The sequence below is a fragment of the Candidatus Poriferisodalis sp. genome (genome assembly GCF_965221945.1).
Classification (GTDB): Bacteria; Actinomycetota; Acidimicrobiia; order Acidimicrobiales; family Poriferisodalaceae; genus Poriferisodalis.
Window position 1 is genome coordinate 1,739,589 of record NZ_OZ244925.1, and the last position, 22,954, is coordinate 1,762,542.

Here is a 22,954-nt window from a genome sequence, read left to right on the forward strand (position 1 = left end):
ACCTGATGGCCCTCGATGCCGCGGCCGGGCTGGGCATTGCATTCAACGCCAAACCGGTCCTGGCCGATGCAGTCGACACCACCGTGAACGTGCCCTACCTAGACGCGATCCTGTTCATGCTGGGCGTGACACGGGAAGAAGTCGAGGCCGCCGACGCTTCGGCCCTGCGCCGCTAGCTTCGCGTACATGGCTGAAGTGACCATCTTTCACAACCCCCACTGAAACTCTTCGCGGAATGCCTTGGCGGTCGCCGAGGAAGCTGGAGTCGAAGCCGACATCGTCCTGTACATGAAGACGCCGCCCGACCGCGAGACGCTTGAGCACCTCGTGTCGATCCTTGAGGATCCCGTCGAAGACCTGGTGCGCAAGGACTCTCAGTTCAAGAAACTGGGCCTGAATGCCGATGATTACGTCGGTAATCCCATGGCAGTCGTCGAGCTGCTGAGCCAGCGCAAAGCGCTCATGCAGCGCCCCGTCGTGGTATGCGGCGACCGGGCCATCGTCGGACGTCCGAAGGATCGCATCGCCTCACTGCTGGCTGGCTGAGACCTCCGCTGATGACTGACGCCGGCGGTTGCCGCGCCGGAGAGACCGGTATCGACCCCGCGACAGGTGGCCTCTGCACGCCGCTGTTCACATTGCACTCCGAGCTTGGCGGCCGGATGGCCAACTTTGGGGGTCATGCACTGCCGATGCGATTCGAAGGCACCATCGCCGAGCACCGTGCAACCCGCACTGCAGCGGGATTGTTCGACGTGAGCCACATGGGCATCATCGAACTGCACCCCAACCGCAGCGACGAGGTTGCCGACGTCGCGGCGTGGCTGGAACGTTGTATTCCCGGCTCTGTCGTCAACCTGGCCCCGGGGCGCATGCGTTACACGCTGTTCACGACGTCCGCTGGCGGCGTGCTCGATGATCTCATCGTGTCCAACTACGGAAACCGGCTGCGCGCTGTGGTCAACGCCGTGCGCGCCGACGCCGATCTCGCGATGCTGCGCGGCGTCAACGGTGGCAGCGACGACGGCGACGTACGCATCGCAGTGCGCCATGACTTGGCACTGCTGGCACTTCAGGGGCCCGCCGCGGTTGAAGTGCTCGCACGCTGGGCGCCGCCTGCAGCCGAGCTCGCGTTCATGTCGACGGCCGCCATATCGATCGACGGAGTCGAGTGCGAAGTGTCGCGCTGCGGGTATACAGGCGAAGACGGCTTTGAGATAGCCGTGCCTTCCACCGAAGCGGTGCATCTCGCGCAGCTGCTGCTGAGCAGCGACGAAGTTTCCCCGGCAGGACTCGGCGCCCGCGACACGCTGCGGCTCGAAGCGGGCCTTCCCTTGGTGGGCCACGAGCTCACCGAGGCGACGACACCTGCCGAGGCCGGACTCGGTTGGTCTATTCCGAAGCGGAGGCGTGCCGAAGGCGGCTTTCCCGGTTCCGAGACCATCACAGCCCAGCTGTGCGAGGGACCGCCGAGGCACCGGGTCGGCGTCGCGGCGCAGGGCCGCCGGCCCATCCGCGATGGCGCTGTGCTGGCGGACGCCGACGGCGCGCATGTCGGCATCGTCACCAGCGGCGGCTTCGGACCCACCGTCGACGCGCCGATCGCCATGGCTTATGTGGCCGCCGAACACGCTTGTGACGGCACCGAGTTATTCGCCGAGGGCCGCAAGGGTCCCGAGCCATGCCGGGTCGCCCCGCTGCCCTTTGTGGAGCATCGCTTCTGGCGACCGTCGTGAACAGCTCGCCGAACGCAAACAGGGTCCCAAGATATGAGTGACACGTATGAGTGATTCCCAAGAGCACCTCGCAGCATCTGGGGAGTTCGCAACACGGCACATCGGTCTGCGGCCCGACGACATCACCGCCATGCTCAAGCGCCTCGGGTTCAGCTCGCTCGAAGAACTCGTCGATGCCGCGGTCCCTGCCGAGATCCGGCTGGACGAGCCGCTCGAACTCGCCGGCCTGCGACGGCCGATGAGCGAGACCGAGGCACTTGCGGCAATCAAGCAGCTGGCCGAAGCCAATACTCCGGCGCGCTCGCTCATCGGGCTCGGCTACTACGGCACGCTCACCCCAGCGGTCATCCGGCGGGGCGTACTCGAGGATCCGTCGTGGTACACCGCGTACACGCCGTACCAGCCCGAGATCTCCCAAGGCCGGCTCGAGGCATTGCTGAACTACCAGACGATGATCTGCGACCTGATGCACATGGAGATCGCGAACTCGTCGCTGCTGTGTGAAGGCACCGCCGCCGCTGAGGCGATGGCTATGGCGCGTCGGATAACGCGCAGCGGACCCGATCGCTTCTTCGTCGACGCCGATTGCCACCCGCAGGTGATTGATGTGGTTGTCACGCGTGCTGCGCCGCTCGGGATTGACATCTGCATCGGCGATCCCAGCACCGACCTGCAGCCAGCGGAGGTCTACGGAGCCCTGCTGTCCTATCCCGGCAGCAGCGGTACCGTCCGCAACCTTGAACCTGTGATTGAGGCACTGCACAGCACAGGGGCCATTGCGACGGTTACCGCCGACCTGCTGGCGTGCTGCCTGCTGCGGCCACCCGGCGAGCAGGGCGCCGACATCGTCGTGGGCAGCTCGCAGCGATTCGGCGTTCCGCTGGGATTCGGCGGACCGCACGCGGCATTCCTTGCAACCAGCGAGAAGCATCGGCGCTCGATGCCCGGGAGGCTCGTCGGCGTCTCGCGCGATGCCGCCGGCCGGCCCGCGTACCGGCTGGCGTTGCAGACCCGTGAGCAGCACATCCGGCGTGAGAAGGCCACCAGCAACATCTGCACCGCACAGGTGCTGCTTGCCGTCATGGCTTCGATGTACGCCGTTTGGCATGGCCCCGAAGGTCTTGTCGCTATCGCAGAGCGGGTACATGGGTTGACTGCCGGGCTCGCTGCGGGCCTTCGCAGCAGCGGCCTGCACGTGCGCAACACATCGTTCTTCGACACGCTGACCGTGGAAGTCCCCCACGGAGCCGAACGGGTGCTGGCCGCCGCCGCGGACGCGGGCATCAACCTTCGGCGCGTCGACGACGACACGGTGGGCGTGTCGCTCGACGAGAACTGCGGCGACACCACGGTGGCTGAGGTGCTCGCAGCGTTCGGCGTCACTGGGGCGACCGAAGCCCGCAGCGGTGCGTTCGTCGCTGCACCAGCAGCGACGGCCCCTTCGGGCATCGCATCGGAGCTCAAGCGCACGACCGAGTTCCTCACACATCCCACATTCGGCGCGTACCGCTCCGAAACCGAGATGATGCGCTACCTGCGGCGTCTGGCCTCCTATGACGTAGCCCTCGATCGTTCGATGATCCCACTGGGCAGCTGCACCATGAAGCTCAACGCCGCGGCCGAAATGACACCGGTGACCTGGCCGGAGTTCGCGGAGATCCACCCGTTTGCACCGGCAGACCAGTCCGCCGGTTACCGACGGCTCATCGCCGATCTCGAAGCGTGGCTGGCAGAGATCACCGGCTATGACGCGGTGTCGCTGCAACCCAACGCCGGCTCGCAGGGCGAGCTGGCAGGTCTGCTGGCGATCCGCCGCTACCACGACGACCGAGGCCATGCAAACCGGACCGTGTGCCTCATTCCCTCATCGGCGCACGGCACGAACGCTGCTTCCGCAGTGATGGCGGGCATGCGCGTTGTCGTGGTGGGCTGCTCCGACGACGGCGACGTGGATCTCGGAGACCTCGACGCCAAGATCGCCGAGCACGGCGAGCAGCTGGCGGCCTTCATGGTCACCTACCCGTCCACGCACGGCGTGTACGAGGACGGCATCCGCCAGGTTTGCCTCAAGGTGCACGAAGCGGGTGGGCAGGTGTATGTCGACGGCGCCAACCTCAACGCGCTCGTCGGCTTGGCGGCACCCGGCACGTTCGGTGCAGACGTCAGCCACTTGAACCTGCACAAGACGTTCTGCATTCCCCACGGTGGCGGGGGTCCAGGCATCGGCCCGGTCGCGGCCCGACTGCACTTGGCGAAGTACCTGCCGAATCACCCGCTGGAGCCGGATGCCGGCCCTGATACCGGTCCTGGTGCGATCTCGTCTGCCCCGTGGGGATCGGCGGGCATCCTGCCGATCCCGTGGATGTACATCGCGATGATGGGAGTCGAGGGACTGACCCGAGCCACCCAGACCGCGATCCTGTCTGCCAATTACTTGGTGTCCCGCCTCGGCGAGCACTTCCCGATCCTGTACCAAGGCCGGTACGGCCTGATCGCCCATGAGTGCATCGTGGATCTGCGGCCGTTCTCCGCGTGGGCCAGCGTCGACGACGTGGCCAAGCGGCTCATCGACTTCGGATTCCACGCTCCGACGATGTCGTTCCCGGTCGCCGGGACGTTCATGATCGAGCCGACCGAGAGCGAGTCGCTGGCGGAGATCGACCGGTTCTGCGACGCCATGGCGACGATCCGGGCCGAGATTGACAAGATCGCCTCGGGCGAATGGCCAGCCGACGACAACCCGCTCGCGAATGCACCGCACACAGCGATCGATGTACTGGGCGACGAATGGGACCATCCGTACTCCCGCACGGAGGCTGTCTATCCGGAGGGCACCAACGTGGCGTCGCTGGTCGCGGACAAGTACTGGCCGCCGGTCAGCCGTGTCGACGGCGCCTACGGGGACCGCAACCTCATGTGCGCCTGCCCCGCCCCTCGCGCCTTCGAGACCGACTAGCTCTAAGACTGACGGAGGTCGTTGCCTGTCAAGGTCTTTCGTGAGAGGAAGACCAGATGGACGATCGAGAGCAGCAGCGAAGTCGCCGATTGAAGGAGTCAGGCAACTCCTGCGACAGTGCCTGGCAGGTGCCGTCGGGGCTGGACCGATATCCGGTCTGGCAGCCGGCGGTGACGGTGATCTGTCCGGTGCTGACATGTTCTGATGCGGTGAACGCCACCGCGACAGTGCTGGTGCGGGCCTTGTCGGGGGTGAGGTCGACTGCTGCGCTTCCGTACAGCGCGGTCACCGAAGCAGCGAGCCCCTCGTGGCTGATCGGCCCGACGGTGACGGTCGCGTCCGCTGGCAGATACTCGAACCGCACGCGGCTGGCCTGGCGGACCGTCGCGGTCACAGTATGAGGAAGATCGTCTGACTGGACCGCGAATGTCCCGTGTCATCGTTTGTTGCTCAGGTACGGGTTTGATGCCCGTGCAAGGAGAGACAGATGCCGAGACCGTCGAATAAGTCCGCGGAGCAGAAGCTCCAAGTGGTGCTGAGTGTGCTGCGGGGTGAGCAGAGCGCTGCTGAGGCTGGCCGCAAGGCTGGGGTCAGTGAGCAGTCGGTGCACAACTGGAAGAGCCTGTTGGTCGAGTCGGGTCGGGAGGGCCTGGCTGCGGGCCGTAGGCGCCGGACATCTCGTGAGGTCGAGCTCGAAGCGGAGAACGAGGAGCCGGGAGCGGCACTGGGCGAAGCCCACGTGGGGCTGGGGGTGTGGCGCAAGGGGGCGGAGTATCTCCCCCCGTTGAGGACCTCGAGCCGGTCCGCACCGACGCGGGCATGCCCATCACGAGGTTCGCGGCTCTGATCGGCGTGCCCCGACGGACCTACCAGTACCGGTTGGCCACCCACCGCGCCGGTGGCCCGCCGAAAGGGCCGTGGCCTGCGCCCGTGGTGGATCGGATAGAACCCGCAGTTGCCAAGCTGGCTGCGGAGTGGCCGGCGTGGGGGCATCGCAAGATCTGGGCCATGGGCCGCTACGCCGGCCACGACTTCGGGTCCCAGTCGTCGCTCAGGCGGGCAATGGCCCGCCGGGGCCTGCTCCAGCCGATCCGCTACCAGGCCGGGCGGCGCCAGCTCGGCGCCGCCCGCAGAGCGGTCTTGGCCGACGCCCCGTCGAGACCGAACCGGGTACCGCAGGCAGAGGTCTCTGAGTTCGAGACCGCAGCGCAGGGCACCTGGCAGCTCGGCGGCGTGGTCGACTACGTCACCAAGGTGGTTCTGGCGTGCCCGGTGAGCGCCACCGGGACCGCCGGGGAGGGGTGCGCAGCGTTCGATGCCGCCCAGGCCCGAGCCGGCGAGCTGCTCGGGCACGCTCTCATCGAGGACTGCGCCGACCCCGACACCAGCGAGATCACCCCGGTCGTGATCGTGACCGACAACGCACCGGCCACCAAATCAGCAGCCGCGGCCCGCTGGTTCGCCGCCAGGCCGCACTTCGCTCACGTGCGCACCCGGCATCGCTCACCGCACACCAACGGCGTGATCGAGCGCTGGTTCGAAGCCCTCAAATACGAGCGGCTCTACCGCCACGACATCGCAGACGGCATCAACCTCGCCGCCCACGTCACCGACTACATCGACGAATACAACCGCGCCAGGCCCCACGAGAACCTCGACTGGGCACGCCCCCTCGACGCACACCCCCAAGCCCCGACCCTCATACAAGACGCACCCGAGACTGAGCAAGAAACTTGACACGGGACACGGTGACGGTGGCGTCGACGGTCAGGTTGTAGTTGCCGGTGGCGGTGGTGCGGTAGGTGGTGGCTTCGATGGTGTAGTTGCCTCGCTGGAGGAAGATGTCGGCGAGGCGGCTGTCGTTGCGGTTGCCTGAGTCGTCGTCGCTGTCGATCTGGGTGCCCGCGCTGCCGTGGCCGTCGAGCAGGATCAGGTAGGTGTCGAGCCGGCTGGTGTTCGATGCTGCGTTGGCGAGGTCGATGGTGACCCAGCCGGGCGAGTCGAGCGTGAAGGTGTGCCGCCGCGTGTAGTAGGTGCCGCTGCCGCTGCTGCGTGTCGCCGAGGTGCATGCGGTGTCGGCGGTGATGGTGCCGGTGCGCTCGACGCGGCCGGTGGCCAGCGTGCCGAGATGCTGCGAGCAGGCCAGCTCAGCGGTGAGGGTGATCTGTCGGATGCCGTCGGCATGACCGGTGGCCTCGCAGGTGACGGTGACCTCCAGCGATCCCGGCGAGTTGACCGATGCCGACAGCGTGCGCGAGCTGCCGGTACCGGTGACGGTCGCGGTGGCCGGGTCCGCCGTGCAGGAGGCCGTCGCGGGCGACACGGTGAAGCCGCGAGTGACCGTGACTTGCCCGCTGCCGGTGCCGGTGGCGTCCGCGAGCCCGGTGATGGTGACCGCGTTGGCGCAGGTGACCGTGAGCTGCGCCGTCTTGGTGGCGGTGGTGCCCGGCAGCGTGACCGTCGCCGTCGCAGCGCCGTTCGCAGTGCAGCTCAGCTCAGCGGTCGCGGTGCGCTCGAACGTTCCCGCAGTCGAGCCGGCAACTGCCGAGGCTTGGACCTGCGAGCCCACCGCGACGCCGCCGGTCGCGCTCCAGGCCACCTCGAGCGTGTCGCCGGTGGCTGTGGCGTCCGCGGCGACCGTGGCGGTGTTGCCGCGTCCGATGGTGCACCTATAGGCGGCATCGATGCTGCCAGTAGCAGCCGTGGCCGTGCACTCGCCACTGTCGATAACGCGCGCCGCTATGGACGACAGCACGCCGGCGTGAGCAAGCGTCGCGGTGTCCTGCGCGGGTCCTCGGCCGGCCGCAGTGCATCTGACCACAGTGCCCACCGAGCCAGGCACCGTGAATGCCGCGGACAGGGTGCGCAGCCCGTTCTGGCCAGCGGTGACCGACGCCGTGACCGGCGTCACATTGCAACTAGCCGTGACGGGCGCGACGGTGAACTCATCGGACACCGTCAGCTCGCCGGTTCCTGTCTGCGTGACGTCGACGAGCCCGCTGATGGTCACTACCGAGTCGAACATAACGCTGACGCTCAGGTCGTAGTCGCCGGTGCGTCCTGAGCCGAACGTGGTGGCCTCGATCGTGTAGTCGCCAGCAGTGAGGCGCTTGTCGGCGATGCGCGAGTCCCGGCTGCCGCCGCCTCGATCGTCGTTGCGTCCCTCCACGGTGCCGGTGCCTGCATTGTGGCCCCCCAGCAGCAGCAGATAGGTATCGAGCCGGGATGCGTTCGACGACGCAGAGCCCAAATCGACGGTGACCGTCGCGGGGGCGTCGAGGATGAACGTGTGCCGGCGCGCGTAGCGGCTCGTGGAGCTGCCCCCGTCGCTGAAGCGCTGGGGCGACGTGCACGACGCGTCAGCGGTGATGGTCCCGCTGCGGGCGGTCGTGCCCGAGGCGAGGCTGCCCAACGGGTCATCACACGGGTCCGACGCAGCGGCGCAGTCGACGTCGATTGCGGCGTCGAAGCTCGTTGAGGTGGCGGTGGCTGTGCGGTAGCCGGCCTGGCGGCAGGTCACAGTCACGTCGATGTCGCCCAGCTCAGCCAGGCTCACGCTGAGCGCCGTGCCTCGCTCTCCTCGCTCACAACGACAACCGCGTCTGCTGCGAGATCATGCCAACCATGTCGGGATCGATTCCATAGAACCGAGAGCGGAAAAAACAACCAGCACAGGGCACTCACCCATAGAAGCTCACTGATACGTGTGATCAAGGCCAATATCATACCCGCTGTCGCAGCGACGATTGGCAGAGCTATGCGGGTCATTGCTCTGAGGAAAGTCAGACGATCGTCCGTACCAAGACAGATGATCTCAATGCCTGCGTTGCGTATCCCTGCCGTTTGTCCGGATAAGACCACGCGGTATATTTGACGAAAGTGATAGCCGAGCCATGTCGCTATAGGAAGCAGGATGAAGATCATGATCTGATCAGTACTGTAGCTATTGCCAAAGTTACTTGGGGTTTGCGTAAAAGCCTAAACCCATAGCACCACACCAACAATAAGAAGCACCAGAAATAGGATAGTCGCATCATAGACTGTGGCCGCAATACGCGCTCCAATGCGCGCGACCCGGACATCACCAGCGAGCACATTCGGGTTACGAGCACCCATTCTATTCCCCACGGTTTTGACCGTTGTCTGGCGTGTCAGATTCCAAATCAATGCCGGCGTTCTCAGCACAAGCACTGGGATTACTCGACCCTCGGCATGCCTCCGCCAACTGATCCGCATAGGGATGGTTAGCTCCTGTATGGTATTCCATCGGTACCACCAACTCTGGATGTTCGCGTGTCCATTTCAGCACACTTTCAAGCAGCGCTGATTCAGTTCGACTGATCAGATCATTTCGAAGTGCTTCCGACAACGTCGGATAGCTTGAAGCATGCACTGCACAGTCGTGCCGCAATTGCAATAGGTTATCAAGCTCATAGTCGCTATCATTGGCGATCCGTGGTTCTATTGCGCCCCAGTCAAGGGCCGTAATTAGATCGTTACCGTTCTCAATTCCGTGTTCTGCAGCACACTCATCTACAGACTGGTGAAAGGAAAGCGCCAAAGTTCCCTCATAAAGATCCAGGTCAGAACTTAGGTTATCAATCGCACTGGAGATCACGCTCTCAACTTGCATCTCAAAGAACTGCCGTTCACGCTCGTGACCTTTCATCTGGTGAAATTCCTCGAGTTCGTCTTCGATTCTACTGAGCTCCTCCTCTGGCGTGTACGGATCAACCCACGGTCGTACGGACCGAAACTGCTGTCGGACCGCTTCCAACAACTGCAGATTATCCTCGGTGTAAGCCCGACCAGTCGGACCCCGTATGTTGTCGTACGGTTGATGATCCGTTGCCGCTGAATCCTCGCTTGGAGCAGAGCCAAACACGATTGATCGTCCGATCCATATGGCTAGAACCACAACTGCAATGAGAAGAACTACTAAGGCAATGCGAGTGCGCGCATTCATCGGCAAGACTTCTCTCTGCTATTTCGGAGGATAATACACGCTCGAAATGAAGGGAACTACGGCACCAACACCACGTAGAACTTGAGTGGCCTTAGCATCGCAGCGTCGTAATGCTTGAGCCGGATATGGAGCATCGCGTCGGATACTCCAGTTGAAATAGATGGACTCGCTCTCAGGACTTGTCTCACTGCCATCAACCCGGCAAAGCTGCACAAGGTCCAATCCGAGACGCCCATTTGCTTCGTTCATCGTTCCCACTCGCCACGGACCCCTCGAAACTGCGCCGATGTGTCGGTAATGATACTCGGCACGATAGAGGTTTCGCCAGCTCATGTCGTGTCTCATACAGCCGTAAACGAACGGGACTTCTACGTTGCCAAATTCCGGGTGGTCCTCGAGATCAAAAAGCCTCAGGAGTCTGCCTAGTGGTGTGTCGCGGTTTTGTTTAGGGCGGTTCGGGCTCGTTTGACTTCGGCGATGATCTGGTCGGCTGTCTTGGCCCATTTGAGCGGCTGGGGGTTGTGGTTCCAGTGGGCTGCTCAGTGCTCGATGACCTCGGTGAGGCGGCCGACTGATGTGAACGCTCGGGTCTTGAGTGCTTTGCGGGTCAGGATCGAGAACCAGCCTTCGACGAGGTTCGCCCAGCTGCTGGTGGTGGGTGTGAAGTGCCGGTGCCAGCGTTTGCGCCGGGGGTGGGCGAGCCAGGTGCGCACGGGCTCGGATTCGTGGGCGGAGACGTTGTCCAAGATGACGTGGACGTCGAGATGGCGGGGCGTGTGCAGGTCGATCCACTTGAAGAACGCGAGCACGTCGGCGCCGGTGCGGCGTTTGCGGGTCTGAGCCAGGACCTCACCGGTGGCGACGTTGAACGCGGCGAACAGGTCGATCGTGGCGTTGCGCTTGCAGTCGTGGGTCATCGTGCGGTTGCGGCCCGGGCGCATCGGCAGCGACGGCTGGGTGCGGTCCAGGGCCTGCATCTGGGTCTTCTCGTCGAAGCTGAACACCACAGCGCGCTCGGGCGGGTCCACGTACAGCCCGATCACGTCTTGGAGCTTGGCCTCGAAGTCGGGATCCGCGGACACCTCGAACACATCAGCGAGCCACGGGCGCAGACCCCGCTCGCGCCACACCTCGGCCACGAAGTCCTTGCCGACGCCGTGACGGGCCGCCATCTCACGCGTCGACCAGCACGCCGCCCCCTCAGGCGGCTCGGCGCACAGCGTGTCGGCCACGATCGCCTCGGTCACCTCTGGAGGCACGACCCGCTTGCGCCCACGCCCCGGCGCCACCGCCCCCAGCCCGTCCACGCCGCGGGACCCGAACTCGTCACGCCAGCGGCGCACCGTGTCCTGATGAGCCCCGATGCGTGTCAGCAATGTCCGCCGTCAACGCCAGGCTGCTGCGGCTTCCGGTGCGCCCCGTTGACCAGTTCAGCGTCGGCGGCGTGATCGACGGTCAGGCCTGCGCTGCGCAGTTGCTCATCAACAGCGCTGTCGATGGAACGCCTCGAATCGGTACCGGTGCTGACCAGGAGGACCCGTGATGCCCCGACGCGATCCAGGAAGTCCATCGCGTCGTCGCGCACCTCGTGGGGAGGCGTCATCAACACCGGGGCACCGAGGCTGCCCGACACCGACGCAGCGACGACAGCCTCGTGCCAACTCCGGCCCGACACCATCACGACCCAGTCCAAGCTGCCACCGGCATCGGCAGCGAAAGCCTCCGCGACCAGCAAAGACGTCGCATAGCGATCCGCGCCGCCGTAGCGCACGACATGCACCGCAGCAAGATCGGCTTCGTCGACGTGTGCAGCGACACCGATCGTGGGAGCCAGCAACAAGGCGCCCGCCACTAGCACGGCGGCAATTGCACGCATTCCCTGTCGAATCACGGCCGGATGCTACGACGAACCGACTGGCTCACGAGGTTGCCGAGCCCCCGGATCTCAGCAGTCACTGCGAGCGATGCGGCGGGCCGTTTGCCGGTGGCGCCTCGAACTCAGGATTGCGAACAAAGGCGACGCGTAGGCCGTCGGCTGGCGTCGCGCTGCCCGTGTGCAGGCCGCAGCCGCAGACAACAAGGCGGAACCACGAGCAATAGCAACCTGTCCGGCACAAACATCACAGAACCGGGATGTTCCGGCGTTCCGATGACGGGTCACTTAGCCGCGGGAAGTCGCTACGCGGGCTGCTCCCAACCACTCGTCAACCAACGCACGATTGGCAGCGATCCACTCAGCGGCCAGCACCTCTGGCGCGTCGCCTTCGGCTTCACGTACCAGCGCCTGCGAGATGTCCGCAGTCGGTATGAAAACAGCGTCGAGCAGAGCCGAGGCAGCGGGATTCGCCGCAGCAAACTCCGCGCGTACCGCGACCGTGCGGGTGCTGGCAATCCAGCCCAGCGGGCACAGCCCTCGTGGGTCCCATGCGGCTGAGGGACACTCATCGGGGCTGAACTGGGCGTGCCCACCAGCGCCGTCGAGGCCGCGAGTCCACTGCGAGAACAACGCCCCCTGGGGGTGCCCCAGCGGATTGGAATCGTCGAGGTACTCCTCGATCCCCAGCCAGTACACATCGACACCCGGACGCAGCAGCCCCACCAGCCGTGACGGCGTGCTCGCCACAGCGATCATCGGAACCCCCCGAGCCACCGCGTCCACGAAGCGCTCGTCGAGAGCGAAGAACTCCTCAGAGCCCAGCCGCACCACAGCGATACGGTCCCATCCCGAGAACGCGACCTGCGCAGCATGGACATCGCCGCTGACGGCCCCCTCGGGTGCCGTCAAAATGTCGGCCTTTCCGTTGCCCGGAATCGCATCAGCAGCGTCGAATGCCGCCAAAGCCACGTGGTCGCGGTTCAACTGGTCGAGGGTGTACACGCTGTGCTCGTCCGCGAACGCCTTGCTGATCAGCCAGCCCGACACCGCATCGGCCGGACGCCGTCCAGCCAGCACCGCTACATGGTCCCCCACACGGGACTCATCGAACCGCTGACCGTCCAGCCACACCTCGTCATAGGGGAATCGGCCATCAAGCCACACATCGAACTCTCCCTCCGCCAAATGCAGATACGCCACGCTCTGGCGCCCGACCACTGACACCGCCGGATCAGACACCGCATAGCCCAGCTCCCCCAACAACCGCCGATACACCTCCCCCCCAAAAACCGACCCCGGCCGCGCGCTCACAGCCGCGCTCACCGCAACACCCTCACCAGGACGCAGCACCGCTGGCGCTGCCGGCTCCAACGCCTCGGTCGCAGTCACCGACGACTGCACAGCCTCTGTCACCGATTCCGCCGCGACAGCCTCCTCACCCGAAACACCGGAATCCGCCGCCGGCCCGCCATCGGCCGTGCAGCCCCAACCCAGCGCCACAACAGCCACGAACGCGCACGGCCGACGCCAACGAATCGACCCGCTGCCCCCCGACACGAACCCGCCGCGACGTGCGCCGGAAGCCCAGCGGCCTGCCCAGCTCACTGGTCCACCCGAGGGCGCGGCATCCCGACCCACGCCACCCAAGGATCATCATGCGAGCCATAGTGACGAAGAAAACCGACCTCGCTGGTCCAGTACGCCGAGCGCGGGTAGTACCAGCGCACCAGCGGCCTCCCGTCGCCTAGGTGGGCTTCGTCGTGAATGTCCCTCCGCGGACCGGACTCGTGGAACTCGTACGCACTTACTTCAGTCACGGTGCCGTCGGGATCTAGCTCCGCGGCGTACACGGCCAGATCCAAGGTGAGCCCCGATGCCCACGCGGCGTCACCGAGCGGATGCGAGATCGGGTCAAGCCTGCTGAATGTGTAGCGATCGAACTCCGGATCCGACGCTCCAAAGTCAGACTTGCTGTCGTAGTACTGCCAGTCCCACCATCCCCACCAAGCTCGCGACAGATCCATGTCACCGGACATCTCCGCAGTGACCGAGAAGTCGATCAGTGCCGCATCCGCAGGACCGCCCCAGTCCGTGATCTCGAATGGCGCGAACTCTCCGGGCTGGATCGACAGCGGCCACGTCCACTCACCCTCGCCTGCGTCTACAACCGTCCCATACGCCCACAGCGTGCGCGACCAGTTCCGCACCAAGCCCCGCAGCGTTCCATCGTTGCCGACGGCGACCGAGTCGGGCAGCACCCGCACCTCGTCGACCGGGTCGCCGGCATCGGAATAATGGATCCAAGGTTGACCGTCAGCCAATTCCGTGACCCGCGAGCTGAAGCGCCCGAACAGACCCGCGGGCGCCATCCCCAAAGGGATCGTATTCTGCTGTGGGGCGCCCGGTGCCCCCGCATGCTCCCGGTACCATTCGGCGGCCTCCTGCGGCGACACCAGATATGGACTCTTGCGGCCGTCATCGTCAAAAGTGAAGTAACGCCCGGGCCAAACGCCCAGCAGCGGACGGGCGAGCGCTAGATCGTGCCCCCGGCAGTCCCCCGGCGCGCGGTAGCGGAACCAGTCGCGCTTGAACTCCCTGCTGGGACCGCTCGCACCCGCGCGACGGCGATGGAGGTCGACATGGGCATCCTCGACACTGCACAGATCGAACACCTCGCCCGCATGCTCAAACGGTGGCGGCAGGTATCCAGGCTCGTACGAACCGCTCATGTACCAGTACATCGCGCCCGCGGCGTCGTCTACTGCTAGGGGGATGCGCACCCGATCGAACACCGCAGGTGCGGGCGGCTCCTCGACCTCTTCGAACACCACCCAGGTACTCGTCGGCGCCGACATCTCTGTCGTTGGCGGCACAACTGTCGTCGCCGAGATCTCAGTATCAGCAGGTGCCGCCCTCTCAACCGCCGCCCGGCTCGACAGCGTCGGCACCGGCATCAGCGTTTCCACGGCCGCAGCAGTCGCCGAGGGGCCACCGTCAGGCCGCACTGCCACTTCCGCCGAGCAGGCACCTGCCAGCAAGCCGGCGGCCACAGCGCCGGCCGCACCCCAGCAAACCCGAGTGCGGCACCGGACGCTGTGAGTGCCGCGATCGCTCACGGGTAGCGCCTGCGCATCGCCGTCTTGAAGTCCGACGCCGCGACATCCACCCACTCGTACACAGTCTCTGGATCGGTACTGAGCACGCGGGTCGTGTCCTGCACCCTCAGCACGTCATCGGTGCCGCCGTCGATGTCATAGTCATCTTCGTGCCACGACGTCCCCGAGTACCCGCGGACGAGCTTGTCCACCGGCACATGCTTGAACCACGTCACCGAACCACCCGCGAACGACTCAGGGAATACAGCAAACCTCTTGTTGCTGTGGGTGAATGAAACGAACGGCGCCGAATACGGACTCGAACGGTTGTCTCCGGTCCGCACGCCACTGCTCGATGAGTTGTCGACGTAGCCCTCGGGGTTGTCGGTGTCGTACAGCCAACACCCGAACTGGGCTGCCGAGTCGTTCCAGCGACACTGCAAGGGCTGCACGCCGCCTTTGGTGTTGACGAAGGACTCGTTGTTCCAATACTTGTGTTCGTCAGGATCGTCGGGGGTATCAGTGGTCACCCACAGCCCTTCCAAGCCCCGGTAGGTGCCATCGTCCAGTTCGCCGCCGAGATAGATCTCCCTGTGAGTCTCAAAGCACCGGTGATCGCCCATGTAGAGCCCGTCGTCATCCTTGAACGGTCTTCCCGTTTTCGGGTCAACTATAGGGTTGTCATCGTCGTCGTATGGGGGCAGGATGCATGCGTTCCACGCGCTGTCGAGAAGGCCGTTTTTGAATTCGATCAGCTTCTTGCCGCAGTACTTCTTGAGCAGCCGACTCGCGACTTCGCCTCCACCGACATCGACATCGGCACGTTCGGCGTGGTTGAGGTCTGGGCGCCAATGGTCGAGCTGCCAATAGCCGACGCCGGGATGCCAGAACGCCCGCGCGGGGTCGGTCCCAGGGGTATTGCTCGGATACAGTCTGTCGCTCAGGTCCTTGCGGGACAGGCTCATCAGTGACCTTGGATGACCCTTGTGGTTCACGTGATACCTGCCGCCGGGGGGCCCTGGTCTCCCAGATCCCAATCGAGATCATGAACGCCGCTAGCCGGGTGGGCGTCATGTCGCACTCGCCTTCATACGCGCTCACCGCCCGGTTGGCGACCCGGTACACGCCATTGAGCAGTGCGGGGGTGACGAGATAGCGGTCGCCTCTGTCATCCTGCAACGCAGTCTCGTCCCATTCGCAGGTGCCGAACTCCGGGTGTTCGAGCTGGTCGTCGTCGCAAGTCGACACGAAGTTGATCGTGTGAGCGGTTTCCGCGCTCTTAGCCGTATCAGGCGAGCGTTGAGCCGCACCTCGTGCAGTTCCACTGCTTGTGCCGGCACTGGCGAACGACACGGTGACCGAGCGGGCGTTGGTGCTGTCAGACACCACCAGCAGCGTGCCGGTAGTGCCGGTGCGTCGCGCTCTGACACCGAAGTCAGCATGCGATGCGGTGGCAGTGGCTTCGTGGTTTCCGAGGTCGAAGTCGATACGCAGTTCGCGGCCCACGATCGCGTCGTAGCTGGTTTGGAGTCCGGTGACGGTGGCGTCGACGGTCAGGTTGTAGTTGCCGACGGCTCGGGCGGTGAAGGTGGTGGCTTCGATGGTGTAGTTGCCTCGCTGGAGGAAGATGTCGGCGAGGCGGCTGTCGTTGCGGTTGCCTGAGTCGTCGTCGCTGTCGATCTGGGTGCCCGCGCCGCCGTGGCCGTTGAGCAGGATCAGGTAGGTGTCGAGCCGGCTGGTGTTCGATGCTGCGTTGGCGAGGTCGATGGTGACCCAGCCGGGCGAGTCGAGCGTGAAGGTGTGCCGCCGCGTGTAGTAGGTGCCGCTGCCGCTGCGACGCGTCGCGGAGGTGCATGCGGTGTCGGCGGTGATGGTGCCGGTGCGCTCGACGCGGCCGGTGGACAGCGTGCCGAGATGCTGGCCCTTCGCCGTTTTTTGGGATGAGGGTGGGTTGAGGGTCCGTTTGTAGGGGTCGAGGCCCTGCTGGGATCGGTGTTTGAGACAACGCCGAACCCTGGAGGGCCTCGATGGCGCGTGATGTTGTGTCGGTGCGGCTGTGGCTGCCGCGGGTCAGAGTGCTGGGGGTGGTCGTTGACGCGCCTGAGCGGCTGGTGGTGCGGGTGGAGTCGGCGGTGTGCCGCCCGTGCTGTCCCGGTTGTGGGACGCCGAGCGGCAGGGTCCATGACCGCCGGGACCGCGAGATACGCGATTTGGAGGTGTCGGGCCGGCCGGTGACGCTGGTGTTCGAGCAGCGGCGCATGGTCTGCGAGGCCTGCGGCGGCCGGAGGTTCATGGAGGACCATCCGGCGTTCGAGGGCCGCGTCACCGCGCGTCTGGCGCGGCGGCTGGTGGCCGACGCGCGGGCGATGACGGTCAACGCCGCAGCTCGCCGTCACGGGCTGAGCTGGAGGCTGGTCAACGCGCTGGTGGTGGCCTGGGCAGGCCTGGTCGCCGACCGCCGCCGTCGGCAGAGGTACCGGGTGCTGCTGGTGGACGAGACCTCGATCCCCAAACGGCACCGGTACGTGACGGTGCTGGTGAACGGCGACACCGGCGAGGTGCTCGCCATGGTGCCCCACCGCAGCGCCCAGGCGCTGTCGGGCTTTCTAGCTGCTCAGGGGCACAAATGGTGCCGCGGCGTGAAGGTCGTGGTGTCCGACGGCTCGGCGGCGTACAAGGCAGCCATCGAAGTGCGCCTCGGCCACGCCCGCCATGTGCTGGACAGGTTCCACGTGATCAGATGGTTCGCGGCGGGCCTCACAGCAGTGCGCCGCGACGTGCAGCGCCGCCCCGAGGGCTCCAAGCCGGCGTTCGACCCCGAAGTGTTCCGAGCGCGGTTCTTGCTGATGCGCCGCCCGACAAGCTCGACGCCGCCGAGCGCAAACGGCTCGACGCCCTGTTCGAGACCCATCCCCGGCTCAAAGCAGCAAGGGACGCGCTCGGCGAGCTGCACCAGCTCTACCTCGCCAAAGACCGCAAAGGCGCCCTCGAAGCACTCGACCGGTTCGCGGACATCTACGGCACCGGGCAGATCCCGGAGTTCAGCGACACCGTCGACACGTTCCTCGCGTGGCACGACCAGATCCTCGACTGGCACCACGCGCGACGGCCCAGCAACGGACGCATCGAGGGAACAAACAACCTGCTCCAGGTCCTGCGCCGCAAAGCGCACGGCTTCACCAACTACGCCAACTTCGAAGCCCGCGGCCTTCTCCTAACATGAACCCCGCCGAGCCCAGCAGCCCGAATCCCAAAAAAGACGAAGGCTCAGTTTTAGAGTGTCTGTCGCCTGGTTGTAGACGGGCTCCTCGCCGACATCGTCCAGTCTTGGGTCCGGATCGCTCGAGGGCACGACGCACAGAACTTCGTTGATCGGGCTCAGCACCTTGCCGGTCGGGCATGAGCTTGTGACAGTTGCCGGGAACGTTCTCGTCGTGCCGTCCTGATGGGAGCTGCGTGCTGTCGCGCCCCGCGCAGCGCCTGCTGTGCCGCTTCTTGGTGCCGTTGAGGAGTTCATGTGAACTGACACGGCGTGGCTGCGCGCTCGGTCGGGGGCCACCATCATGCTGTGGCTGCCGCCGCTGCCAGAAGACGCCACCGCCAAGTGCTCCGACTCCGCCGCGATGCGCGCGTTGGTGGGCCAGTAGTTGAAGTTGATGGTGGTTTGCTCATCGACGGTGGCGTCGTATGTCTGGGCGAGGCCGCTGATGGGGACGGTGACGGTGAGGGTGTAGTCGCCGGTGCTGGTGGTGCCGCTGTGTGTCGCGGCGGTGGTCTCGATGGTGTAGGCGCCGGGGTCGAGGTGGACGCCTTGGATCTGGGCTGCGGTGGCGGTGCCGCTGTCGTTGTCCTGGGCGAGGACTGTGCCGGTGCTGGTGTGTCCTGACAGGAGCAGCAGATAGGGGTCCAGGCTGCTGGTGGTGGCTTTGGCGAGGTCGATGTCGATCCATGCGGGGGCGTCGAGGGTGAACGTGTACCAGCGTGCAGACGGCCGGCTGGTGCCGCTGCCGCGATGGGTCGAGGTGCATCCCTCGACGGCCGCGACGGTGCCGGTGCGCACATGCCGGCCCGCCGTCAGGGTGCCCAGATCGTCGGTGCATGCCGCGCCGGCGCCCCCGACAGCGACCACGGTGAGCGTGTAGTCGCCGGTGCGGCGGCTGCCGTAGGTGGTGGCCTCGATCGTGTAGTGCCCCGGCGCGAGCTCCACCGCGGACAGCCGCGAGTTGTGGCGGTGGGTGCCGTGCCCGGAGCCGACGTCGTCGTTGCGGCCCAAAACGGTGCCCGTCCCGTCGCTGCTGTGGCCTTCCAGCAGCAACAGGTAGGTGTCGAGCCGGCTGGTGTTCGCCGCTGCCGACGCCAGATCGATCTGCACCCGCAACGGGGAGGCCACCGTGAAGGTATGACGGCGCGCGTAGCGGCTTGTGGACGTGCCCCCGTCGCTGAAGCGCTGCGGCGAGGTGCATCCCGAAACGGCCGCGATCGTCCCACTGCGCGTCGTGGTGCCCACCGCGAGCGTGCCCATGTGCTCAGCGCAACTGTCAGCGGCCCGAGCCGCGAACGCCACCGAGGCAGTGCCGTCCGCAGTGCACGACAGCGTCACGGCGCCGGGTGCTGGGGATGGGCACCGCCGACCCAGACCGTGTAGTCGTTTCCGATGGTGTAGTGGTTGTTGCAGAACGCCATGAAAGCGTGGTAGTCGACCGAAGTCGCAGCCGGGTTCGGGTGAGGCTGCGGAAGGCTGTTGATGATCCTGAATTCGGCGGCGTCGGGATCGTCGTAGTCCACCTGCGATGAGCTGAGGGGGAAGAGGACGTGAAGCTGTTGCACCTCGTGCACGCCGTAGGTGCGTTCGTCGTAGAACGCGACGTACACGCGGAAGTCCGCTATCTCCAGGTTGTAGATGTGTGGATAGAGGCTCGAGTGCGAGTCGAGTTCTGCGTACCACGGGCGGCCAAGCTCTACGGCGTAGTGACGGCCGTTGCCTGCTGGGGCGATGCAGTCTCCCGATTCGAGTTCGACCTCTACCTCGGGGGGATACCGGTACGGTGCTTGCTCGTGGAGGAGAAAAAAGAGGAATGCGCGTGAGCGGTCGACATCGGGGGACATCTCCGCCGCGATGGCGATGGCGTCGGGGTCAGATGGCCCGGACCAGTCCTCGATCTCGAAGGGCGCCAGTTCGCCGGGCTGCATCGACAGCGGCCACCGCCACGACGTGCCGCCGGCGGTGACGGTCACCCCGTAGGCGAACAGGGTTCGGGACCTGTTGCGCACCATGCCTCTCAGCACGCCGTCGGCGACGTTGACCGAACTCGCGATCAATTCCACCTCGTCGACGGGCGACGACGCATCGGAATACTCGATGTCGAAAGGCCCGCTGCTGCTACCAATACTGACGTTGCCGAGCAATGCCGCCTCAAAGGGCAGCGTGTTGCGGCGGGCCCGACGCACCGCCTGTTCCGCTTGGAGCTGCGTCGCCGCGTCCTCGTAGGTGGCGTGATAGCTCAGCGTCCCGCGCGTCAGGCTCCAACCCACGTAGCGGCCCGAGCGGTCCGGGTGCGGTTCTGGGAGGTTGCAGCCCGCAAGCCACTGGACCTGCTGGAGCCGTTCTTGCTCGCTCTGGGTCAGCAGCTGACCGGGCCCCGCCGCCCGACCGAGAACCGCCGACACTGCGTCGTCCCGGACGCACACGTCCAGCACGCGCTCCTCGATGCCGCTGGACTGGTGCCGCGGAGCGCGCATCACCCACAGCGCCCCCGGCTCGTCGCGCGGACCCAGCGGAACCCGATACTGCTCTGGCGCCACCTCGATCGCTTCATCAACAGTGCTGTCAAGACTCGTCCCGGCCGTCGCCTCCCCCGCAGCAGTGGTGCTGATCGGTGGCAGCGCCACGGTCACAGAAGTCCTCGGTTGAGTCTCGGTGGTGACCGGCGCATCGGCCGTCTGCGCCGGCGCCGGAGCCACTCGCGGCAGTTCCTCGCTGGGTTCTTCGGATCCCCGCAGCGACCACGCTGCCACGGCAATCACAGCAGCGGCCGCAGCTGCGCCGCCGATTGCGGCTGCTGTTCTCACGGCGACAGAAAGCCGCTGAGCCTTCCTGAACATCGATCTCCCTTCAGTAGCCGAGCGCTCGGATCCGCGTCGCGAAACTACCCAGCGGATCAGTATCGCCGGCATTGGTGCTCACCCATTGGCACAGGTTCGCGCCGAGCTCCCAGATTCCCGGCGGGCACACGTGCACCCACAGTGCCTGCTGCCCGTAGGTGTTGACCTCCCACGAATGGTCAGGGTTCTCGTCGCCGTCAGGGTCGTCCGCATCCACCGACGGGTCATCCGAGGACGGATACCAGACGCGGGCACTCTCATCCGTCGGCACGGCCTTGATGAGCGTGTCGAGGACCGCTGGATCGTCGCCGCTCAGCAGCGAATGCGGGAACACCGCGAATCTCTGCTCTCCAAGCCGCTCACCATGGTTGAACGACAGGAACGGCGCTGCCAACGGGCTGCGCCATACTGGCCAAGGGGATCCGTCGACGAAGTTGTCAGGGTTGTCGGCTTCAGGATCGAAGCCATCGATATAGCCCTGCCTGTTCGGGGTGTCGTCGGTGTCGTAGAACCAGCAATCGAAGCTCGCCCCAGAGACACCCCAGCGGCACCGATGCGACGACACGCCGCCCCTCAAGCTGTAGTCGTTTTGGTTCTGCGCTGTTGTCACCCAAAGACCCTCGGGCCGGCTGCTCGTCGCCTTCACATACAGCCTCGGCAGCACCTCCAAGCGACACTCGCGAACAACACCCAATCGTTCGTTGTGGCACCCGAGCCACTTCGAAAACGCCAGATCGACATCTGCGTCGTCAACTTCAGCGTTAGCGCACAGCTTCGGCAGGATGTGCTGGGCAGCGTGTTTGGCTGCTGTGATCACATGAGCCCTGTCGGCGTGATTCAGCTTGTACGTCCCGGCGACACCGAAGGTGTCGTCAATCTTCCACAACCCCGCCGACGGATGCCAGAACGCCCGCTTCGGGTCCTTGGTGAGGCTGTCATAGGAATAGAGCTGAACCAAGTGGGGCTTGGAGCTGCTCGCAATATCGGTGCGCGGCAACGACATCGGCGAGCGGGCCGGCGAGGTTCGGCTGCCCGTGCGGATCTCCTTGAACGGGATCGACAACAGCACCGCTGCGAGATACGTCTCGGTCACCGACCTGGCCGGGCAGGGCCCCCTCGATGAGGCGTTGTAATCGATCAGCACCTCCCTCGCGGCCTGATCGACCCCCAACAGAGTCCCCCGAGTGACCTGAAACTTGTCCCCATGCCCCAAAGGAAGCACCACATCATCGGCCGTACGCGCAAACGGGACACAGCGCAAACCGTTGTACGGGCTAACGATCTCGCCCGGATCGCATGTGCCGCGAACGTCGACATCAAACCGGCGGTCAGTCGCACTGGACTGCACGCTGCGTGCCACCGAACGCGTCCGGCTGCCCGCCGACCCCGCGTCGGCGGAATAACTGAGACCGAGCCGATAAGCATCGACTATCGGCACCGCCAACGACAGCGTTCCGGTTCCTGCAGCAGACGAGTACGCCATGCGCAGCGATTCCCGCGCAGATACGGAGTTCGCGGCAATGCTCGTACGTGCGTCGCTGGGCCAGTAGTTGAAGTGGATGGTGGTGTGCTGGTCGACGGTGGCGTCGACGGTCTGGGCGAGGCCGCTGATGGGGACGGTGACGGTCAAGGTGTAGTCGCCGGTGCTGGTGGTGCCGGTGTGCGTGGCGGCGGTGGTCTCGATGGTGTAGGTGCCGGGGTCGAGGTGGACGCCTTGGATCTGGGCTGCGGTGGCGGTGCCGCTGTCGTTGTCCTGGGCGAGGACTGTGCCGGTGCTGGTGTGTCCTGACAGGAGCAGCAGATAGGGGTCCAGGCTGCTGGTGGTGGCTTTGGCGAGGTCGATGTCGATCCATGCGGGGGCGTCGAGGGTGAACGTGTACCAGCGTGCAGACGGCCGGCTGGTGCCGCTGCCGCGATGGGTCGAGGTGCATCCCTCGACGGCCGCGACGGTGCCGGTGCGCACATGCCGGCCCGCCGTCAGGGTGCCCAGATCGTCGGTGCATGCCGCGCCGGCGCCCCCGACAGCGACCACGGTGAGCGTGTAGTCGCCGGTGCGGCGGCTGCCGTAGGTGGTGGCCTCGATCGTGTAGTGCCCCGGCGCGAGCTCCACCCCGGACAGCCGCGAGTTGTCATCGCCCGCGGAACGGTCCCGGTCGTCGTTGCGGCCCATCCGCGTCGCCTTGATGCTCTGCTGATTGCTCAGGATTGCCCAGCTGCCGCGGG

General features: G+C 65.5%; 18 protein-coding genes and 2 pseudogenes. 8 read left to right on the forward strand and 12 right to left on the reverse strand.

The features are described 5' to 3' along the window. Nucleotides 1-20: 20 nt before the first annotated feature. From ACOQPH_RS08135 to gcvP, 4 genes and pseudogenes are all read left to right on the forward strand, one after another. Nucleotides 21-176: pseudogene (locus tag ACOQPH_RS08135) on the forward strand (phosphoserine phosphatase); the annotation flags it as partial. A 64-nt stretch (nt 177-240) separates the two neighbouring features. Beyond that, a complete protein-coding gene (locus ACOQPH_RS08140; RefSeq protein WP_420624128.1) occupies nt 241-546 on the forward strand; it encodes an arsenate reductase family protein in 306 nt (101 codons plus the stop codon). A gap of 11 nt (nt 547-557) precedes the next feature. Then, nucleotides 558-1,736, forward strand: a complete 1,179-nt coding sequence (gcvT, locus tag ACOQPH_RS08145) for a glycine cleavage system aminomethyltransferase GcvT (RefSeq protein ID WP_420624129.1) — start codon at nt 558-560, stop codon at nt 1,734-1,736. Between the two features lie 46 nt (nt 1,737-1,782). After that, nucleotides 1,783-4,692 carry an aminomethyl-transferring glycine dehydrogenase gene (gene gcvP / locus ACOQPH_RS08150; protein ID WP_420624130.1) on the forward strand — a complete coding sequence of 970 codons (2,910 nt, stop codon included), beginning with the start codon at nt 1,783-1,785 and terminating at the stop codon, nt 4,690-4,692. 28 nt (nt 4,693-4,720) lie between these two features. On the opposite strand, the gene ACOQPH_RS08155 is transcribed toward gcvP, so the two are convergent. Next, nucleotides 4,721-5,086 carry a hypothetical protein gene (locus ACOQPH_RS08155; RefSeq protein WP_420624131.1) on the reverse strand — a complete coding sequence of 122 codons (366 nt, stop codon included), beginning with the start codon at nt 5,084-5,086 and terminating at the stop codon, nt 4,721-4,723. Between the two features lie 93 nt (nt 5,087-5,179). Here ACOQPH_RS08155 and ACOQPH_RS08160 point away from each other — a divergent pair, with 93 nt between their 5' ends. Together ACOQPH_RS08160 and ACOQPH_RS08165 are read left to right on the forward strand one after the other, a co-directional pair. Then, the gene (locus ACOQPH_RS08160; protein ID WP_420624132.1) at nt 5,180-5,539 is read left to right on the forward strand and encodes a helix-turn-helix domain-containing protein; all 360 of its coding nucleotides are present in this window, start codon (nt 5,180-5,182) and stop codon (nt 5,537-5,539) included. Further along, a complete protein-coding gene (locus tag ACOQPH_RS08165; RefSeq protein WP_420624133.1) occupies nt 5,512-6,429 on the forward strand; it encodes an integrase core domain-containing protein in 918 nt (305 codons plus the stop codon). Before ACOQPH_RS08160 ends, ACOQPH_RS08165 begins: the two co-directional genes overlap by 28 nt. Here the strand turns inward: ACOQPH_RS08165 and ACOQPH_RS08170 are convergent. The 8 genes from ACOQPH_RS08170 to ACOQPH_RS08205 form a co-directional block, all read right to left on the reverse strand. After that, complete coding sequence (locus ACOQPH_RS08170; RefSeq protein ID WP_420624134.1) at nt 6,392-8,248, reverse strand: hypothetical protein; 1,857 nt, start codon at nt 8,246-8,248, stop codon at nt 6,392-6,394. The genes ACOQPH_RS08165 and ACOQPH_RS08170 overlap by 38 nt on opposite strands. Continuing rightward, on the reverse strand, nt 8,245-8,616 hold the full coding sequence (locus tag ACOQPH_RS08175; protein ID WP_420624135.1) for an RDD family protein: 372 nt from the start codon (nt 8,614-8,616) through the stop codon (nt 8,245-8,247). The genes ACOQPH_RS08170 and ACOQPH_RS08175 overlap by 4 nt, the downstream gene beginning before the upstream one ends. 193 nt (nt 8,617-8,809) lie before the next feature. Beyond that, nucleotides 8,810-9,361: a hypothetical protein gene (locus tag ACOQPH_RS08180; protein WP_420624136.1), complete on the reverse strand. Its 552-nt coding sequence runs from the start codon at nt 9,359-9,361 to the stop codon at nt 8,810-8,812. 836 nt (nt 9,362-10,197) lie between these two features. Beyond that, a complete protein-coding gene (locus tag ACOQPH_RS08185; protein ID WP_420624137.1) occupies nt 10,198-11,034 on the reverse strand; it encodes an IS630 family transposase in 837 nt (278 codons plus the stop codon). Beyond that, nucleotides 11,028-11,549 carry a cell wall-binding repeat-containing protein gene (locus tag ACOQPH_RS08190; RefSeq protein WP_420624138.1) on the reverse strand — a complete coding sequence of 174 codons (522 nt, stop codon included), beginning with the start codon at nt 11,547-11,549 and terminating at the stop codon, nt 11,028-11,030. The genes ACOQPH_RS08185 and ACOQPH_RS08190 overlap by 7 nt, the downstream gene beginning before the upstream one ends. 270 nt (nt 11,550-11,819) lie before the next feature. Further along, nucleotides 11,820-13,139 carry a glycine betaine ABC transporter substrate-binding protein gene (locus ACOQPH_RS08195; protein ID WP_420624139.1) on the reverse strand — a complete coding sequence of 440 codons (1,320 nt, stop codon included), beginning with the start codon at nt 13,137-13,139 and terminating at the stop codon, nt 11,820-11,822. After that, nucleotides 13,136-14,650, reverse strand: a complete 1,515-nt coding sequence (locus ACOQPH_RS08200; protein WP_420624140.1) for a hypothetical protein — start codon at nt 14,648-14,650, stop codon at nt 13,136-13,138. The genes ACOQPH_RS08195 and ACOQPH_RS08200 overlap by 4 nt, the downstream gene beginning before the upstream one ends. Further along, a complete protein-coding gene (locus ACOQPH_RS08205; protein WP_420624141.1) occupies nt 14,647-15,594 on the reverse strand; it encodes a hypothetical protein in 948 nt (315 codons plus the stop codon). Before ACOQPH_RS08205 ends, ACOQPH_RS08200 begins: the two co-directional genes overlap by 4 nt. 475 nt (nt 15,595-16,069) lie before the next feature. Here ACOQPH_RS08205 and ACOQPH_RS08210 point away from each other — a divergent pair, with 475 nt between their 5' ends. Then, the gene (locus ACOQPH_RS08210) at nt 16,070-16,291 is read left to right on the forward strand and encodes a hypothetical protein (protein ID WP_420624142.1); all 222 of its coding nucleotides are present in this window, start codon (nt 16,070-16,072) and stop codon (nt 16,289-16,291) included. A 365-nt stretch (nt 16,292-16,656) separates the two neighbouring features. Then, nucleotides 16,657-17,852 (forward strand): annotated as a pseudogene (locus ACOQPH_RS08215) (ISL3 family transposase). On the opposite strand, the gene ACOQPH_RS08220 reads toward ACOQPH_RS08215, so the two are convergent. Genes ACOQPH_RS08220 through ACOQPH_RS08230 form a run of 3 tightly spaced genes read right to left on the reverse strand, consistent with a single transcriptional unit; the run spans nt 17,844 to nt 22,901 of the window. Continuing rightward, the gene (locus ACOQPH_RS08220) at nt 17,844-19,229 is read right to left on the reverse strand and encodes a hypothetical protein (RefSeq protein WP_420624143.1); all 1,386 of its coding nucleotides are present in this window, start codon (nt 19,227-19,229) and stop codon (nt 17,844-17,846) included. The pseudogene ACOQPH_RS08215 and the gene ACOQPH_RS08220 overlap by 9 nt on opposite strands. Beyond that, the gene (locus ACOQPH_RS08225) at nt 19,226-20,731 is read right to left on the reverse strand and encodes a hypothetical protein (RefSeq protein WP_420624144.1); all 1,506 of its coding nucleotides are present in this window, start codon (nt 20,729-20,731) and stop codon (nt 19,226-19,228) included. The genes ACOQPH_RS08220 and ACOQPH_RS08225 overlap by 4 nt, the downstream gene beginning before the upstream one ends. 10 nt (nt 20,732-20,741) lie before the next feature. Next, complete coding sequence (locus ACOQPH_RS08230) at nt 20,742-22,901, reverse strand: hypothetical protein (RefSeq protein WP_420624145.1); 2,160 nt, start codon at nt 22,899-22,901, stop codon at nt 20,742-20,744. Between the last annotated feature and the right edge of the window lie 53 nt (nt 22,902-22,954).

Bases quoted from the DNA above. Each gene is read 5' to 3' on its own strand.
- ACOQPH_RS08210 (WP_420624142.1), top strand. From the start codon at position 16,070: ATGCGATGCGGTGGCAGTGGCTTCGTGGTTTCCGAGGTCGAAGTCGAT.
- ACOQPH_RS08160 (WP_420624132.1), top strand. From the start codon at position 5,180: ATGCCGAGACCGTCGAATAAGTCCGCGGAGCAGAAGCTCCAAGTGGTG.
- ACOQPH_RS08175 (WP_420624135.1), bottom strand. From the start codon at position 8,616: ATGATCTTCATCCTGCTTCCTATAGCGACATGGCTCGGCTATCACTTT.
- ACOQPH_RS08205 (WP_420624141.1), bottom strand. From the start codon at position 15,594: ATGAGCCTGTCCCGCAAGGACCTGAGCGACAGACTGTATCCGAGCAAT.
- gcvP (WP_420624130.1), top strand. From the start codon at position 1,783: ATGAGTGATTCCCAAGAGCACCTCGCAGCATCTGGGGAGTTCGCAACA.
- ACOQPH_RS08230 (WP_420624145.1), bottom strand. From the start codon at position 22,901: ATGGGCCGCAACGACGACCGGGACCGTTCCGCGGGCGATGACAACTCG.
- ACOQPH_RS08225 (WP_420624144.1), bottom strand. From the start codon at position 20,731: ATGTTCAGGAAGGCTCAGCGGCTTTCTGTCGCCGTGAGAACAGCAGCC.
- gcvT (WP_420624129.1), top strand. From the start codon at position 558: ATGACTGACGCCGGCGGTTGCCGCGCCGGAGAGACCGGTATCGACCCC.
- ACOQPH_RS08180 (WP_420624136.1), bottom strand. From the start codon at position 9,361: ATGAAAGGTCACGAGCGTGAACGGCAGTTCTTTGAGATGCAAGTTGAG.
- ACOQPH_RS08165 (WP_420624133.1), top strand. From the start codon at position 5,512: ATGCCCATCACGAGGTTCGCGGCTCTGATCGGCGTGCCCCGACGGACC.